Consider the following 14,844-nt stretch of genomic DNA (forward strand, 5'->3'; position numbering starts at 1 on the left):
ATGACCTGGAACGACGACGAGGCCGCGTGGTCGAGCAGCGGGTGGACGCTGGTCCGGCGAAGGGGCGACGAGTTCGCCGACATCGCGTTCCACGGCCGCCGGGTGCTGCGCAGCGTCCGCCTCGCCGTCCGCGACCGGGACTGGAACACCCTCCCGCTCTCCGTCGACGAGGTCCGCGATGAGCCCGGATGCCTCCGCCTCGGCGTTCGCGCGTCGGCCGACCCCGGAGGCCTCGAGGGCGAGCTCGTGGCGCGGGCGGAGGGCGACCGGCTCGAGATCGCGGTCGACCTGATCTGCACCGCGGCGTTCGAGACGAACCGGACCGGACTCGTGGTGCTGCACCCGCCGCGGGTGAGCGGCCGCGCGCTCGGGGTGGACCATCCGGACGGCTCGTCCGAGGCCACCCGTTTCCCCGACGGGATCAGCCCGCACCAGCCGGCGACGGACATCGTCGCACTCCGATGGACCTCGGATGCCGGGGAGATGCGGATGACGTTCTCGGGGGACGTCTTCGAGATGGAGGATCAACGCAACTGGACCGACGCGTCGTTCAAGACGTACAGCCGGCCCCTCGCGCTGCCCTTCCCGGTCCGTCTCGCAGCCGGAGAACGGGTCGCGCAGACCGTGACGATCGAGCGCGTCGGTCCCGTGCCGCCCCCCGAGCCGACAGGTCCGGCGGTCATCGACCTGCGCACCGAGGGAACCGCGCCCTCCCTCGGCATCGCCGCGAGCACCGCCCCCGATCCCGTCGAGGGAGTCGGTGACCGAGCGTTCCCCGTCGACACGGTGCTCGTCGAGCTCGACCTGGCCTCGCCCGCGTGGCGCGCCGCGCTCGCCCGCGCGCAGCGCGCCGGGCTCCCGCTCGACGTCCGCTTCGTCGTCGACGAGCAGCGGCCGGACGCCCTGCAGGACGGCGTCGACGCGCTCGCGGGGATCGAGGTGCGCCGCGTGGCCGCCTTCCGGGCCAACGGCCCCGCCCGACACGTCTCCGACGCCGAGACGGTGGCGGCCCTCCGCGCGGCGAGCGGGCGCGCGGGGCTGAGGGCGCCCGTCGCGGGCGGTGTGCGGACGCACTTCACAGAACTCAACCGCGAACACCACCGCCTCCCGGCCGGGCTCGACGGCCTCGGCTTCGCGATCACCCCGCTCTTCCACGACGTCAGCACCGCGCAGCTGGTCGAGTCGGTCGCGATGCAGAGACGGGTGGCGGAGCAGGCGGTCCGGCTGTCCGGCGGGATCCCCGTCGACATCGGCCCGATCGGACTGCTCCCGCACGTGAACGCCGTCGCGACGACCGCCGAGCCGCGACCGTCGCAGCCCGATCTGCGCGACGGCTACGGCCCGGCGCTCCTCCCCTCCACCGACCCGCGCCAGGATGCCGTCGAGCTCGCCGCCTGGACCATCGCGAGCGCCGCAGCCCTCATCGTGCCGGGCGTGCGATCGCTGACCTACTTCGAGGAGTGGGGGGCGCGCGGCATCCGGAGGCCGGACGGCACGGACCGACCGGTGGCCGTGGCGATCGCCGCCCTCGCGGAGCTCGGCGGTCACCCCGCGCTCACGGGCGACTCGCCGGACGGGTCCGTCTGGGCGGTCGGGGCGCTCACCCCGTCGGGCGCCGTCGTGCTGCTCGCGAACCTCGGCGACCGGGCCCGCGACCTCGAGATACGCACCCCGGGCGGGTCGACCTCGGTCCGGCTGGAGCGTTCCGGCTGGGCGAGGATCGTTCTGCCCTGAGGCGCACCGCGCCTTACCGCATGGCATCCCCTGCGTGCAAAGGCCAATCCGAAACACACAGTGTCTCCGAAGATGTGTGAAAGGCGACCGAATGGTCGCTGTCAGAACTCTGGGAGGTTCATCATGAGCTCGTCACCGAACCGCATCGTCGCGACCGTCTTCGGCGCCGTCTACCTGCTCGTCGGTCTGCTCGGCTTCGCCGTCACCGGCGGCGTCGGCTTCATCAGCAACGAGGGTGGCCTGCTGCTGGGCATCTTCGAGGTCAACCCGCTCCACAACATCGCTCACCTCCTGATCGGTGCCGCGCTGCTCATCGCCGGTCTCGCCAACGCGCGCGCCGCCAAGGGCGTCAACACCACCGTCGGTGCGGTCTACCTGCTCCTCGGTATCGTCGGCTTCTTCCTCACCGGGCCGGCCAACATCCTCGCCCTCAACGTGCCCGACCACTTCCTCCACCTCGCGAGCGCCGTCGTGCTCCTGGGTGTCGGCCTCGGCACCGAGCGCAACGTCCCCCGCACCGCGGCGGTCTGAGCGTGAACGCCGCGACCTTCGTCCGGTCGTGGCCCTCCGTGTCCGCATGGGGGGCAGGCCTGATCCTCGCCGCCCTCGGTGCGGGCGCCATCGTCGGACCCAGCTCCGGGATCGCCTCGCGCGGTCTCGGAGCGGGTCTGGTCGTCCTCGGGGTGGCCGCGCTCGTCTGGGGTGGAGCCGTGCTCTCCCTGGGTCGGTTCGTCGCCCCGCGCACGACGCTGGCGGGAGTCCTGGCGGGAGTCCTCGCGGCATCCGCCCTGATGTTCGTCCTGCCGACGCACACCAGCATCGTCGCGGTCACCGCCGCCACGTTCCTCCTCATCGTGGTCGGCGCGGCCGTCGCGGTGCAGGTCCGGCGCCGCGGACGCGAGGATGCAGCCCCGCGGACCGCGCAGCCGATGAGCGTGTGGGGGCTCCTGCTCGCCGCGTCGATCATCGCCGTCGTCGTCACCCCCGCTCTGGGGGCGACGCAGGATGCGGTGCTGATCCGCGACGACGGCAGCGTCCCCGTCATCACGCACGAGGGTCACTGATCCGGCCCTTCCGCCTCCCGCGGGATGGCACGCTGGAACAGTGACGTCCTCACCCCCGGTCCCGGCGCCGATCGCGCGGTTGCGCGCCAAGCTCCTCACCGCCCTCGCGGGCGATCCGACCGGGATGGCGCCGTACGTCCGCGCGATCGCCGAAGGCGAGGACGGCGGCTACTTCGTCGAGAACGGTCCCGCGTGGACCGTCCATGCCGGAATGGGCACCCTCGTCGCCGGCATCCGCGCCCTTCTCCTGCAGGCGCTGCACCCCGGAGCGCTCGCGGGGGTCCACGACTGGTCGCGCTACCGCGAGGACCCGATCGGTCGCCTCACCGGCACCGTGCGCTGGGTCATCACCCTCACGTACGGATCCCGAACGCAGGCGGATGCCGAGACCGCCCGCGTGGGCCGCTTCCACCAGCGCGTGCGGGGGACGTACGTCGGCGGCGACGGAGACGCGCGCGGCTACACCGCCGAGGACCGCGACCTCGTCCGGTGGGTCCACATCGCTTTCACCGACGCGTTCCTGCGGAGCCATCAGGCCTACGGCGGCCCGATCCCCGGCGGCGCCGACGCGTACGTCGCCGACTGGGCGACGGCGGGTCGGCTCATGCGCCTGCCCGATCCGCCGCTCACCGAGGCCGCCCTCCGCGCCGAGCTCGAGGGGTTCCTCGACCGTGGCGAGCTGCGCCGCGACGAGCGGGTCGACGACGTCGTCCGTTTCCTGCGGAAGCCCCCGTTCACGGGACTCATGGGCGTGGCCTACCGCGTGCTGTTCGCCGCCGCGGTCGCGACCTTCCCGCCGCGGGTGCGCAAGATGCTGGGCGTCCGCCGCTCGTGGCTGCCGGTGAAGACCACGACCCGGCTGATCCTGCGGATCACCGAGCGCGCGCTCGGATCCGGCCCGCGCGCGCAGGACATGGCGCGGCTGCGACTGCGCCGCCTGGGGCTGTAGCGCCGGGCCGGGTTCGCGCGTCGCCTCCCGTGAAGTGTCCAAGACACGCCGACGCGCCCGCGCAGGATCGGCGTGTCTTGGACACTCGAGCGGCACGGCACGGCGACGTGGCATCCCTCCCCTCGGCGGAGGCTCCGGCGCCACCCACTCCCCACCGACGTAGCCTGGAAGCACCCGAGCACACGGCGGAGGCGGCATGAGCGACGATCCGAGGCAGGCGGCGGAGCGCTATCGCCTGGACCGGCGGCTGCGGGATGCCGGGCTGGAACCCGAATCCGCACCGTCGCCGGCGCGGGGGTCGACTGCGGCCGAGCGCGCCGCCTTCGTGGAGACCTCGATCCAGCAGGCCATCCGGCGCGGAGAGTTCGACGACCTCCCCGGTGCCGGGAAGCCGCTCCCCGACCTCGGCGGCAGCCACGACCCCGACTGGTGGATCCGCCGCAAGATCGAGACCGAGAAGCTCTCGGGCCTCGGGCCGCCCGCGCTCACCCTGCGGGTCGAGCACGCCGAACTCGCCGATCGTTTGGACGCCCTGTCGCGCGAGGGCGACGTCCGGGAAGCGCTCCAGGACTTCAATCGCCGCGTCATCGAGGCCCGTCGGCAGCTGCTCGGCGGCCCGCCCGTCGTGACGCCGACGGTGGACGTGGATGCCGAGGTGTCGGCGTGGGCGACCCGCCGCCGCGCGCGCGAGACCGCAGTGGCACCCGCGCCGCCGCCGCCGCGCCGCCGCTGGTTCCGGCGCTGACCTCCGCGAGCGCACACGTTCGGGTCGAGCGCACATGTACGGTGCGGCCGGAACGTGTGCGGTCGCACGGAACGTGTGTTCTCGACGGCCTCCCTGGCCACGGCCACCGCGCCGCCGCGGCCCCGCCGGCGCGTCAGAGCCGCGCGAGCGCCTCGGCGCGGGCGACCAGGTCGCGGGCGCGGGCGAGCGTGGGAGCGTACGAGCCGTCGACCGGGCCGTCGGGAACCTCCGCGAGCACCGCGCGGGCGGCCGCGACCTCGGCGGCGCTCGGCGCGAAGCCGGCGTGGGCCCCCGCGATTGCGGCATCCCGCAACGCGAGAGTGCCGGTGAAGCCCATCGTGGCCGCGTGCTCGGCGGCATCCCGGGCGTGTTCGATCGGACCGCACGGGCCGTCGATCGGTCCCGCGATCCCCGCCGCCGCCGACGCCACGACCAGCTGCGCGCGCGGCCACGACAGCGCGATGCGGTCGGCCGCCATGCCGGTGTCGCGGCGGAAGTCGCCGGTGCCGAACGCCAGCCGACGGGTCGCGGGGTGGGCGGCGATCGCCGGTGCCGACAACAACGCCGCAGCCGACTCGATCATCGCCACGATCGCCACGCCGGAGGGGAGGGATGCCGCGACGTGAGCGACATCGGCCGGCCCGGCGCACATCGCGAGGACGACGCCGGCGAGGCGGTCGCCGAGCTCGCGGCCGAGGGCCAGGTCGGCCTCGCCGTCCCGGGTGCCCGCGGCGCTGATGCGCAGCCACACCGGTGCGGTCTCGGCGGCGCGGCGGGCGCGCTCGCGCCCCTCGGTCTTGCGCGCGGCGGGCAGCCCGTCCTCGAGGTCGAGGACGAGCACGTCGGCCGCGGTCTCCCCACCGGCCGCGAGCGGCGAGCGCAGCAGCCAGGTGCGGGCGAGGTCCACGCGCGCGGGGGCGGGGGCGGCCGAAGCCGCCCCCGCCGGGGAGTGCGTCAAGCTCACGAACGGCTCCGAGCCGCCGCCTCCGCCTCCGCCTGAGCGCGGAAGGCGTTGAGCGCCTGCGTGTCCACCGACGCCGGACCGGTGCCGGCGACGGCCGACGCCTCTTCCTTGGCATCCGCGGCCGGAGTGGCGGAGTGGTCGTGACCGGTGAGCAGCGTCTCGTCGAACGGGATGCGACCCGCCAGGACCTCGCCGACGCGCTCGCGGTCGTACTGCTTCGTCCACGCTCCGATGAGCAGGGTCGCCACGGCGTTGCCGGTGAAGTTCGTGACCGCGCGGGCCTCGGACATGAACCGGTCGATGCCGACGATGACGCCGACGCCGTTGACGAGGTCGGGACGGTAGGCGGAGAGACCGCCGGCGAGGGTCGCGAGACCGGCACCGGTGACACCGGCGGCGCCCTTGGACGCGATGATCATGAAGACCAGCAGACCGATCTGCTCGGGAACCGACATCGGCGCACCCATGGCGGTGGCGATGAAGAGCGAGGCCATCGTCAGGTAGATCGCGGTGCCGTCGAGGTTGAACGAGTATCCGGTCGGGACGGTGATGCCGACGACCGGCTTCGAGACACCGAGGTGCTCCATCTTGGCGATGAGGCGCGGAAGCGCGGCCTCGGACGACGAGGTGCCGACGATCAGGAGGTACTCGCGGCCGAGGTACTTGATCAGCGAGAAGATGTTGACCCGCGTGACGACGTAGAGCAGCGTCCCCAGGACCACCGTGATGAAGAGGAAGCAGGTCAGGTAGAACGAGCCCATCAGGATGCCGAGGCTGATGACCGCGCCGAAGCCGGTCTTGCCGACGACCGCCGCGATGGCGCCGAACGCACCGATGGGGGCGAGCCACAGGATCATGCCGAGGATGCGGAAGACCAGCACCTGGAAGTTGCGGATGCCTTCGACCATGCGCGCCCCGCGCTCGCCCATGCCCTGCAGCGCAAAGCCGACGAGGAGGGCGATGAAGAGCACCTGCAGGATGCTGCCGCCGGTGAACGCCGAGAAGAACGTCGTGGGGATGATGCCCAGGATGAAGTCCTGCGTGGTGGTCGCCTCGGGCACGGCGTCGTACGACGCGCTGGCGATGTTGAGGCCCTCGCCGGGGTGGATGATGTTGCCCACCAACAGGCCGATGCCGAGCGCGAAGGTCGACATCACGACGAAGTACAGCAGCGCCAGGCCGCCGATCTTGCCGACCGTGGAGGCCTTGGCGATCGATCCGATGCCGACGACGATCGTGCAGAAGATCACCGGGGCGATCATCATCTTGATGAGGCTGACGAAGCCCTTACCGATCGGCTCGAGGCCGGTGGCGAACTGCGGGGCGACGAGGCCGACGATGATGCCCGCCGCGACGGCGACGATGACGGCGATGTAGAGCCAATGGTTGCGGTCGATCTTCTTGCGCGGACGACCGTCGCGCGTGGTGCGGAGTGAGAGAGACATTCGCGACTTCCCCTTTTTCTAACGTCTTTGTTGAGTCCGGCGGGGCCGCCGGAGATGTGACGACTTTGCGGGAGCGCAGAGCCCGGGGCGATTTGTGGTCGTATTGTTCACGGCAGACCGGAACGGACCGGAGAGGGCACGGCATGCGATTGAGCGTGGGCGGACGACTGGCGATGGTGTCGCTCGGCGTCGTCGTGCTGGTCGCGGGCGTGCTCGCGGCGCTCATGTCCGTGCAGCTGTCGGACTCCGGACAGCGCCAGGCGGAGCAGGTCACGCGCTCGGTCGCCGAGACGCTCGCGCACGAACCGGACGTCGCCGCGCTCGTCCGCGCGCAGGACTCGGCGACGCTGCAGCCGATGGTCGCGGCGATCCTCTCCGATGCCGACCTGTCGTTCGTCACGATCATGACGCCCGACGGCATCCGGCTGACCCACCCCGATCCCTCTCAGATCGGCCAGCCCTATATCGGCTCGCGCGAAGAGGCGCTCGCCGGGGCGACCTACACCGAGGTCTACGAGGGCACGCTCGGCCCGTCCGTGCGAACCATCGCGCCCGTCCGCGCCGGCGGTGCCGACGACGGCGAGATCGTGGGCCTCGTCTCGGTCGGGGTCACCCTGGGGGCCGTTCAGGCGGATCTGGCCGCCCGTGTGCCCCTGATCGTCGCCGCCGCGGCCGGCATCGTGGGCATCGGCATCCTGGGGGCCCTGTACGTCCGCCGGAGCGCCCGTCGCGTCACCGGCTCGTACACCCCGCGCGAGCTCGCCCGACTGGTGGAGAGCTACGAGACGGTGCTGCACTCGCTGCGCGAGGGCCTGGTCGTCACCGACAGCGACGGCCGCATCGTGCTGTACAACGACGAAGCCGCCGACCTCCTCGGCCTCCCGCCGGCGACGCAGGGGCAGACGAGTCTGGACCCGCGTGAGACGGACATGGATGCCGCCCTCGCCGAGGCGATCGCCACCGGGCGCCGCATGGTCGAGGAGACCGTGGCCACCGGCGACCGCGTGCTGCTGGTGAACCAGGAGGAGGCCCGCGACCTCACCGGCCGGCGCGCGCCGGAACGCGGTCGGGTCATGACCCTCCGGGACCGGTCCGAGCTCCAGGCCCTGCTCGGCGAGCTCGAGGGGGTGCGGACGCTCACCGACACCCTCCGCTCGCAGACGCACGAGCACGGCAACCGGCTGCACGCCCTGCTGGCACTGCTGGAGCTCGGACGTGTCGACGACGCGCGGCAGCTCATCGCGGCATCCACGGAGGACCGTCAGGATCTCGCCGACCGCATCGTCTCGGGCAACGACGGCGCCGTCGTCGTCGCTCTGCTGCTCGGGAAGCTCGACGAGGCCGCCGAGCACGGTGTCGCCCTCGACCTCGACGTGGAGGAACCCACTCCCGCGCTGCCGCTGGCCCCGGCCGAGGCGGTGACGGTGGTGGGCAACCTCGTGGACAACGCGATGGATGCCGCCACCGCCGGCCCCGATCCGCGCTGGGTGCGCGTGTCCCTCACGCGCCGAGGACCCGATGTCGCGATCGAGGTGAGCGACAGCGGGCCGGGGTTCGATCCGACCCTCGCCGACCCGTTCGCGTTCGGCGCCTCGACGAAGCCGGCCGCGGCTCCCGGCGGTCGCGGTGTGGGGCTCGCGCTCGTCCGCGACATCGTGTCGGCCCACGGCGGCACGCTGCACGTCACCGACGCGCCCACGACCGTGCGCGTCGTCCTGCCGGCTCCGGTCGAGGCGGTGCCCGCGTGATCCGCGTGCTCGTGGTCGACGACGACGCGCTCGCGCTCGAACTGCACGCCGCATACGTGGAGCGCCTGCCCGGGTTCGAGGTCGTCGGGCAGGCGGCGGGAGCCCGCGCGGCGCTGACCGCGATCGCCGATCCCGCCCGCCCCATCGACCTCGTGCTGCTGGACATGACCATGCCCGACGGCGGCGGCCTCGACGTCGCCCGGCGCGTGCGCGCGATGGGCGCGGGTGTGGACATCATCGCCGTGACCGCGGTCCGCGATGCCGCAACCGTCCGCGCGGCGGTGTCGACCGGCGTCGTGCAGTACCTGATCAAGCCGTTCACGTTCGCCGCGTTCCGCGAACGTCTCGAGGCCTACCGCGCGTACGCCGAGGGCCTGGACCGTGCGGCCGGGGACGCCACGCAGTCCGAGGTGGACGCGCTGCTCGGGTCGCTGCGGACCATGGCGCCCACGCTACCCAAGGGCCTGAGCGAGGAGACGCTGCAGGCCGTCGCGGAGCGCGTCCGCACGGCATCCGGCGCCGTGTCCTCGACCGAGGTCGGCGAGCGCGAGGGCATGTCGCGCGTCACCGCCCGCCGGTATCTCGAGCACCTCGCCGACGTCGGCCGCGTGCGCCGCGAACCGCGCTACGGCGGCCCCGGCCGCCCCGAGATCACCTACGCCTGGGTCCGCGCCTGACGCGGCGGCGCCGTCGCGGTCTCCGCGCCGATCCAACGGCGTCCCTGCCCCGTTCAGTGTCCAAGACACGCGGACGGCGCGTCCTGGCATCCGCGTGTCTTGGACACTGGACTGCGCCCTCCCGGCGTAGAACGCCGCGTCACCTCGCCCAGATCACGTGAAGTGGCGCCGCCGCGAGACCCCGAGCAGACCCGCGTCAGAGGTCGAACGCCGCCCGCACGCCCTCGTTCACCACGACGCCCGAGCGCACGTTCAGGCCCTTCGCGAGGGCGGGATCGGCGGATGCCGCGGCCTCCCAGCCCGCGTCGGCGATGCGGGTGATGTAGGGCAGCGTGGCGTTGGAGAGCGCGCGCGTGGAGGTGTGCGGCACGGCGCCGGGCATGTTCGCCACGCAGTAGTACAGCGAGTCGTGCACCCGGAACGTGGGGGCGTCGTGGGTGGTGGGCCGCGACCCCTCGAAGCATCCGCCCTGGTCGATCGCGATGTCCACGAGCACCGAGCCGGGCTTCATCGCCGCGACCATGTCGTCGGTGACGAGCTTGGGCGCCGCAGCGCCGGGGATCAGCACCGACCCGATGACGAGGTCGGCGTCGGCCAGCTGCTCGGCGATCTCGAGGCGGGTGGACGCCCGCGTCTGGATCGCGCCGCCGAACCGTTCCTCGAGCTGGCGGAGCTTGGGGAGGGAGATGTCGATGACGGTGACGTTCGCGCCGAGACCGAGCGCGTTCGCCGCGGCGTGCTCCCCCGCGACGCCGCCGCCGATCACCACGACCTTGGCTTTGGGCGTGCCGGGCACCCCGCCGGGAAGCAGGCCCCGACCGCCCGACGCGCGCAGCAGGTGATGGGCACCCTCGATGATCGAGAGGCGTCCGGCGACCTCGCTCATCGGGGCGAGGAGCGGCAGGGCGCGGTCCGCGGTCTGCACCGTCTCGTACGCCACCGCCGTCGTTCCCGCCGCCACCAGGGCGTCGGTGAGCGGGCGGTCGGCGGCGAGGTGCAGGTACGTGAAGAGGGTGAGGTCGGCGCGCAGGTGCCCGTACTCGGGAGCGATGGGCTCCTTCACCTTGACGAGGAGCTCCGCGCGCGCCCAGGTCTCGTCGGCCGTCGCGACGATCTCGGCGCCGGCCAGGCGGTACTGGTCGTCCGAGAATCCGCTGCCCTCACCGGCACCGGCCTGGACGAGGACCTCGTGGCCCCGGTGCACGAGAGCGTCGACGCCCGCCGGTGTCATGGCGACGCGGTTCTCGTTGTTCTTGATCTCGGTGGGCACGGCGACGCGCATCGGTCTCTCCTCTGAGTGGTCGTGGCAGGAAGGATCGCAGGAATCCGTGTTTCCGTGGCGTTAACCCGCAGATCCTTCGGCATGGATGCCATTTCCACCGGTATCGTCGGACCGGAGCCGTCCCACCCGATTGCCGCGCCGAAGGATCTGCGATGCCCGAAGACGACCTGCACCCGCTCGACGCGCGCATCATCGAGCTCCTCTCGGCGGACGCCCGCATGACGAACGCCGCCCTCGCCGACGCGCTCGGCGTCGCGGCATCCACGGCTCACACCCGCGTCCGCGGGCTCGTCGACCGCGGGCTCATCACCGGCTTCCACGCCGCGGTCGATCAGAGCCGTCTGGGGCGCGGACTGCAGGCCATCGTCGGCGTGACCCTCCGGCCCGGCCAGCGGCACGAGAGCATCCGCGCCTTCGCCCAGGAGATCCGGCGGCACCCCGACGTGATCCAGCTGTTCTTCCTCGGCGGCGCCGACGACTTCCTCGTCCACATCGCGGTCGACGACTCCTCCTCCGTGCGCCGGTTCGTGGTCGATCAGCTCTCGGCCCGGCACAGCGTGGCATCCACGCGCACGAGCATCATCTTCGAGTACCACCGCAACGCGCTCGCGGCCGATTTCGACTGAGCGGCCGCCCGTCCGCCGATAGGGTGTCGGAAACCGCAGACCACCGCACCGGCGAGGGGGATTCGTGCTGCTGACGATCGGGCTCGCCGTGATGTGCATCGGTGTCGCCTTCGGCGTCGTCGCCATCGCCCTGCCGCGGGCCTCGGCGCCCGTGCCGTTCACCACGTTCATCCAGTACGCCGTCATGGCCGGGATCTTCTCGATCGGCTCGACGGTGATGTACGTCGTCAACCGGTACGACGGCGCGCGTCTGGCCCTCGTCGTCGGCGATGCGACGATGGTCCTCGCCGCGGGCACCATGGCGGTCGGGCTCGCGGGACTGGCGGTGGGCCGTCGTCGGGCGGCCCTCGGGCTCGTGGCCGCGACGGCGATCGCCGTCGGCGCGAGCACGGCGGCGACCAGCGAGGACGTGTCGCTGATGATCAAGGCCGCCGTCCTCACCGTGGTGTGCGGCGTGTGCACCCTCGCCGCGGCCCGCTCCCCCGTCGCACCGAGGCGACCCGCGCTGCTGATCGCCGCCGCCATGGGTCTGTACACCGTCTACTCCGCCGCGCGCGCCCTCGTCGGGGTCACGACGGGATGGGCGGGACCGGTGGGCGCGGTGTTCCGCTCGCTGGAGATCGGTTCCGCGGTCGCGATCACCACCGTCCTGGTCTGCGGGCTCGGCATCGTGCTGGCCCTCCGCACCTCGGGACAGGTCTCCGACGGCGAGCCCCGCGAGCATTCGGTCGTCGTCATCGGCGATGCCCAGCTCGTCGCGAGCGCGTTCGGCTCCGACCGGCTGCGATCGCTCGTGAACGAGTTGCGCGCGGCCGCTCACGCGCTCGACGACCACGCGGTCGATGTCCGCAACGGGGTGGCGACGGCGATGCCCTCTGCGCTGCCGGCGCTCGGCGAGCAGATGCAGAACGGCTTCGGGTGGAGCCCCGAGGAGATCGCGCTGCTGGTGGAAGGCGACGGTCGGCGCGGGCGGACGAACCGCCACTGACCGCCGCGGGTCACCCCAGGGCGAGCGCGATCGCGGCGATGTCCGCGGGGGTCGAGCGGCAGCATCCCCCGACGAGCAGCGCTCCCGCCGCCACCCACGACGGTGCGGCGTCGGCGAGAGCTGCGGTGCCGCCGTGCCACGTGCGGGTCGCGGCATCCCACCGCTCCCCCGTGTTCGGATAGGCCACGAGCGGAACCGCGGGGGCTGTGGCGAGCGCCGGTCCGACGCTCTCGGGTGCGCAGCAGTTGACCCCGACCGCCACGACCCCCGGGACGGATGCCGACACTCGCAGGGCCGCCGCGAGCGCACCGGCCTCGGCGTATCCGGTGCTGTCGGCCGACAGGCTCACGAACGCCGGCACGTCCAGGTCGGCGAGTTCGAGGGCGAGTGCCTCGACCTCGAGAGGTGAGGGGATCGTCTCGACTGCGAGTAGATCCGCCCCCGCGTCGGCGAGCACCGCGAGTCGGCGACGATGAGAGGAGCGCAACCGGGCGAGGTCGAGACCGTAGTCGCCCGTGTATTCGCTGCCGTCGGCGCGCAGCGCGCCCACGGGACCGACGGATGCCGCGACCAGACCGTCGCCCGCGTCGCGCGCGAGCGACACCGACCGCCGCAGCAGCATGTCGACGTCGGCATCCGGGATCTCGCCTCCGAAACCGACCTGGTACGAGGCGGTGATCAGGACGTCCGCGCCCGCGGCCGCGAACTCGGCGTGGGCCGCGCGCACCTCGTCGGGGTCGTCGCGCAGCACGCGCGCCGACCACAGCGACGACGACACGTCGTTGCCGCGGCTCTCGAGCAGCGTGCCGAGCCCTCCGTCGAGGAGGAGGGGGCGGGTGACGAGATCGATCACGCCTCGTGGGTCTCGCCGGCGGCGAGGACCCGCAGCGCCCGGGCGAGGAGGGCCTGATCGGTACGGCTCACGTCCCGCAGGGCGTCGGCCTCCAGCCGGACCAGCTCGGTCATCGCGGCATCCACACGCTCGATGCCCTCGGGCGTGATCGCGACGAGGATCGCGCGGCCGTCCGACGGATTGGGGCGGCGGTTCACGAGCCCGCGGTCGGCGAGCTTGTCGAGACGGTTGGTCATCGCCGCGCTGCCGATCATGGTCGCCGAGATCAGGCGCGTGGCGCTGAGCTCGGTGCCGGCGCGGCGGAGGACGGCGAGGACGTCGAACTCCCACACGGCGATGTCGGCGCTGGCGAAGGCGCGGGCGCGCAGCTTCGACAGATGGAACGCCGCGCGCCGCAGTCGCGACATGACGTCCAGGGGTGTCAGGTCGACCTCGGGCAGCAACTGCGACCAGGCGTCGATGAGGAGATCGACCTCATCGTCCTTGTTGCTGGAGACAGTGGACACACCTCGACGGTACCGGAGCCGAGAGGGGATGCGGCGCGCGCGGCGGCGGGTTGCCGCGGCGGGGCGGCGCGCGCGGGGCGCTTCGGAGCCTCGTCCGCGCACCCCGCCGTGCGCGCGGCGGCACTCAGCCCAGGCGCCGGGCGAGCTCCGCGCCGGCCACTGTCAGCCATCGCGTGGGGTCGCCGAGCGCCGCCTCCGCCGACCCGGCGAGCGCGACGAGGGCGACCGCGGCGTCGAACCCCGACGTGTCGACATCCGGGGCGATGCGTCCCGCGATTAGACCCGCGCGGCGCCCTTCGGCCCGGGCGAGCGCGGCGACCCGAGCGGGGGCCTTCCCCGTGGCGGAGCTGACGTCGAACGATCCCTCGCCCGTCACGACGACGTCGGCGGCCGTCACCGCCGCGGCGAGGCCGACGAGCTCGGCGATCCGCTCGGCACCGGGGACGAGCTCGGCGCCCCACGCGCGCAGCGCTGCCCCCGTCCCCCCGGCAGCCCCGGCGCCCGGGTGGGCGGCGTCGGTGTCGAGCAGCTCGGCGGCGCGGGCGAGGGCGGCATCCGCGTCCGCGATGTCGTCGGGACCGAGGCCCTTCTGCGGGCCGAACACCGCGGCCGCCCCGGCCGGACCGGTCAGCGGACTCCGGACGTCCGTGAGCACGAGCACCCCACCGGCGGGGAGCGCGCGCAGCCCGTCGACGTCGATGCGCACGGCGGTGCGCACGCCGCGCAGCCCGGGCGCGACGTCGCGGCGCTCGGCATCCGTGATCCGTGCACCGAGGGCGGTGAGGACGCCGAAGCCGGCGTCGGTCGACGCGCTCGACCCGATCGCGAGCACGAGGCGCGAGACACCGTGGTCGAGCGCGGCGGCGATCGCCTGCCCGAACCCGCGCGTGTCGGCGTCGAGAGGACGGAGGTCGCCGTCGAGGAGCTCGATACCCGAGGTGGATGCGAGCTCGACCACGCCGGTCCCCTCCGGCGCCTCGACCGTCGGGGGAAGAAGCACCCAGGATGCCGCGACCTCGCGGCCGTGAGGACCGGTGACCGTGACCGGCATCCGTCGCGCTCCGGGCACGGCGACGAGGAACGCGTCGAGGGTGCCCTCGCCGCCGTCGGCCATGGGGAGCTCGACGGTCTCGTCGTCACCGCGGACGGAGCGCCATCCCGCGGCGAGCGCTCTCGCCGCCGCCACGGCCGACAGGGATCCCTTGAACCCGTCCGGGGCGAACAGCACGCGCGTCACGCGCCGACCCTACCGCGGCGCCCGCC

General features: G+C 73.2%; 15 protein-coding genes. 9 read left to right on the forward strand and 6 right to left on the reverse strand.

The genetic code is table 11. The annotated features are described in order from the left end of the window. The 5 genes from P8R59_RS02930 (at window position 1) to P8R59_RS02950 (ending at window position 4,492) form a co-directional block, all read left to right on the forward strand. Complete coding sequence (locus tag P8R59_RS02930; RefSeq protein WP_278102644.1) at window positions 1-1,734, forward strand: hypothetical protein; 1,734 nt, start codon at window positions 1-3, stop codon at window positions 1,732-1,734. 123 nt (window positions 1,735-1,857) lie between these two features. Then, on the forward strand, window positions 1,858-2,265 hold the full coding sequence (locus P8R59_RS02935; protein WP_278102645.1) for a DUF4383 domain-containing protein: 408 nt from the start codon (window positions 1,858-1,860) through the stop codon (window positions 2,263-2,265). Between the two features lie 2 nt (window positions 2,266-2,267). Next, entirely contained in the window at window positions 2,268-2,798 is a 531-nt protein-coding gene (locus P8R59_RS02940; RefSeq protein WP_278102646.1) for a hypothetical protein, read from the forward strand. 124 nt (window positions 2,799-2,922) lie between these two features. Next, on the forward strand, window positions 2,923-3,747 hold the full coding sequence (locus P8R59_RS02945) for an oxygenase MpaB family protein (protein ID WP_431606886.1): 825 nt from the start codon (window positions 2,923-2,925) through the stop codon (window positions 3,745-3,747). A 196-nt stretch (window positions 3,748-3,943) separates the two neighbouring features. Further along, window positions 3,944-4,492 carry a DUF1992 domain-containing protein gene (locus P8R59_RS02950; protein ID WP_278102648.1) on the forward strand — a complete coding sequence of 183 codons (549 nt, stop codon included), beginning with the start codon at window positions 3,944-3,946 and terminating at the stop codon, window positions 4,490-4,492. Window positions 4,493-4,625: 133 nt separating this feature from the next. Here P8R59_RS02950 and P8R59_RS02955 read toward each other — a convergent pair whose 3' ends face one another. Both P8R59_RS02955 and P8R59_RS02960 read right to left on the reverse strand, forming a co-directional pair. Then, on the reverse strand, window positions 4,626-5,456 hold the full coding sequence (locus tag P8R59_RS02955) for an aldolase/citrate lyase family protein (protein WP_278102649.1): 831 nt from the start codon (window positions 5,454-5,456) through the stop codon (window positions 4,626-4,628). Further along, window positions 5,453-6,901 carry a cation:dicarboxylate symporter family transporter gene (locus P8R59_RS02960; protein WP_077052495.1) on the reverse strand — a complete coding sequence of 483 codons (1,449 nt, stop codon included), beginning with the start codon at window positions 6,899-6,901 and terminating at the stop codon, window positions 5,453-5,455. Before P8R59_RS02960 ends, P8R59_RS02955 begins: the two co-directional genes overlap by 4 nt. Before the next feature lie 143 nt (window positions 6,902-7,044). Between P8R59_RS02960 and P8R59_RS02965 the strand changes: the two genes are divergently transcribed. Beyond that, the gene (locus P8R59_RS02965) at window positions 7,045-8,649 is read left to right on the forward strand and encodes a sensor histidine kinase (protein WP_278102650.1); all 1,605 of its coding nucleotides are present in this window, start codon (window positions 7,045-7,047) and stop codon (window positions 8,647-8,649) included. Beyond that, window positions 8,646-9,326: a response regulator gene (locus P8R59_RS02970; RefSeq protein ID WP_278102651.1), complete on the forward strand. Its 681-nt coding sequence runs from the start codon at window positions 8,646-8,648 to the stop codon at window positions 9,324-9,326. The genes P8R59_RS02965 and P8R59_RS02970 overlap by 4 nt, the downstream gene beginning before the upstream one ends. A gap of 196 nt (window positions 9,327-9,522) precedes the next feature. On the opposite strand, the gene ald is transcribed toward P8R59_RS02970, so the two are convergent. Further along, window positions 9,523-10,608 (reverse strand): alanine dehydrogenase, encoded by a 1,086-nt coding sequence (ald, locus tag P8R59_RS02975; RefSeq protein ID WP_077052498.1) that lies wholly within the window; start codon window positions 10,606-10,608, stop codon window positions 9,523-9,525. A gap of 152 nt (window positions 10,609-10,760) precedes the next feature. Between ald and P8R59_RS02980 the strand changes: the two genes are divergently transcribed. Next, entirely contained in the window at window positions 10,761-11,234 is a 474-nt protein-coding gene (locus P8R59_RS02980) for an Lrp/AsnC family transcriptional regulator (protein WP_077052499.1), read from the forward strand. Between the two features lie 64 nt (window positions 11,235-11,298). Continuing rightward, window positions 11,299-12,222 carry a hypothetical protein gene (locus P8R59_RS02985; RefSeq protein WP_278102652.1) on the forward strand — a complete coding sequence of 308 codons (924 nt, stop codon included), beginning with the start codon at window positions 11,299-11,301 and terminating at the stop codon, window positions 12,220-12,222. A gap of 10 nt (window positions 12,223-12,232) precedes the next feature. On the opposite strand, the gene mmuM is transcribed toward P8R59_RS02985, so the two are convergent. From mmuM to P8R59_RS03000, 3 genes are all read right to left on the reverse strand, one after another. Continuing rightward, a complete protein-coding gene (mmuM, locus tag P8R59_RS02990; RefSeq protein ID WP_278102653.1) occupies window positions 12,233-13,075 on the reverse strand; it encodes a homocysteine S-methyltransferase in 843 nt (280 codons plus the stop codon). After that, on the reverse strand, window positions 13,072-13,581 hold the full coding sequence (locus P8R59_RS02995) for a MarR family winged helix-turn-helix transcriptional regulator (protein ID WP_077052502.1): 510 nt from the start codon (window positions 13,579-13,581) through the stop codon (window positions 13,072-13,074). The genes mmuM and P8R59_RS02995 overlap by 4 nt, the downstream gene beginning before the upstream one ends. Before the next feature lie 124 nt (window positions 13,582-13,705). Continuing rightward, window positions 13,706-14,818 (reverse strand): glycerate kinase, encoded by a 1,113-nt coding sequence (locus P8R59_RS03000; RefSeq protein ID WP_278102654.1) that lies wholly within the window; start codon window positions 14,816-14,818, stop codon window positions 13,706-13,708. Window positions 14,819-14,844 lie beyond the last annotated feature (26 nt).

It is taken from the genome of Microbacterium proteolyticum, assembly GCF_029639405.1.
Taxonomy (GTDB): Bacteria; Actinomycetota; Actinomycetes; order Actinomycetales; family Microbacteriaceae; genus Microbacterium.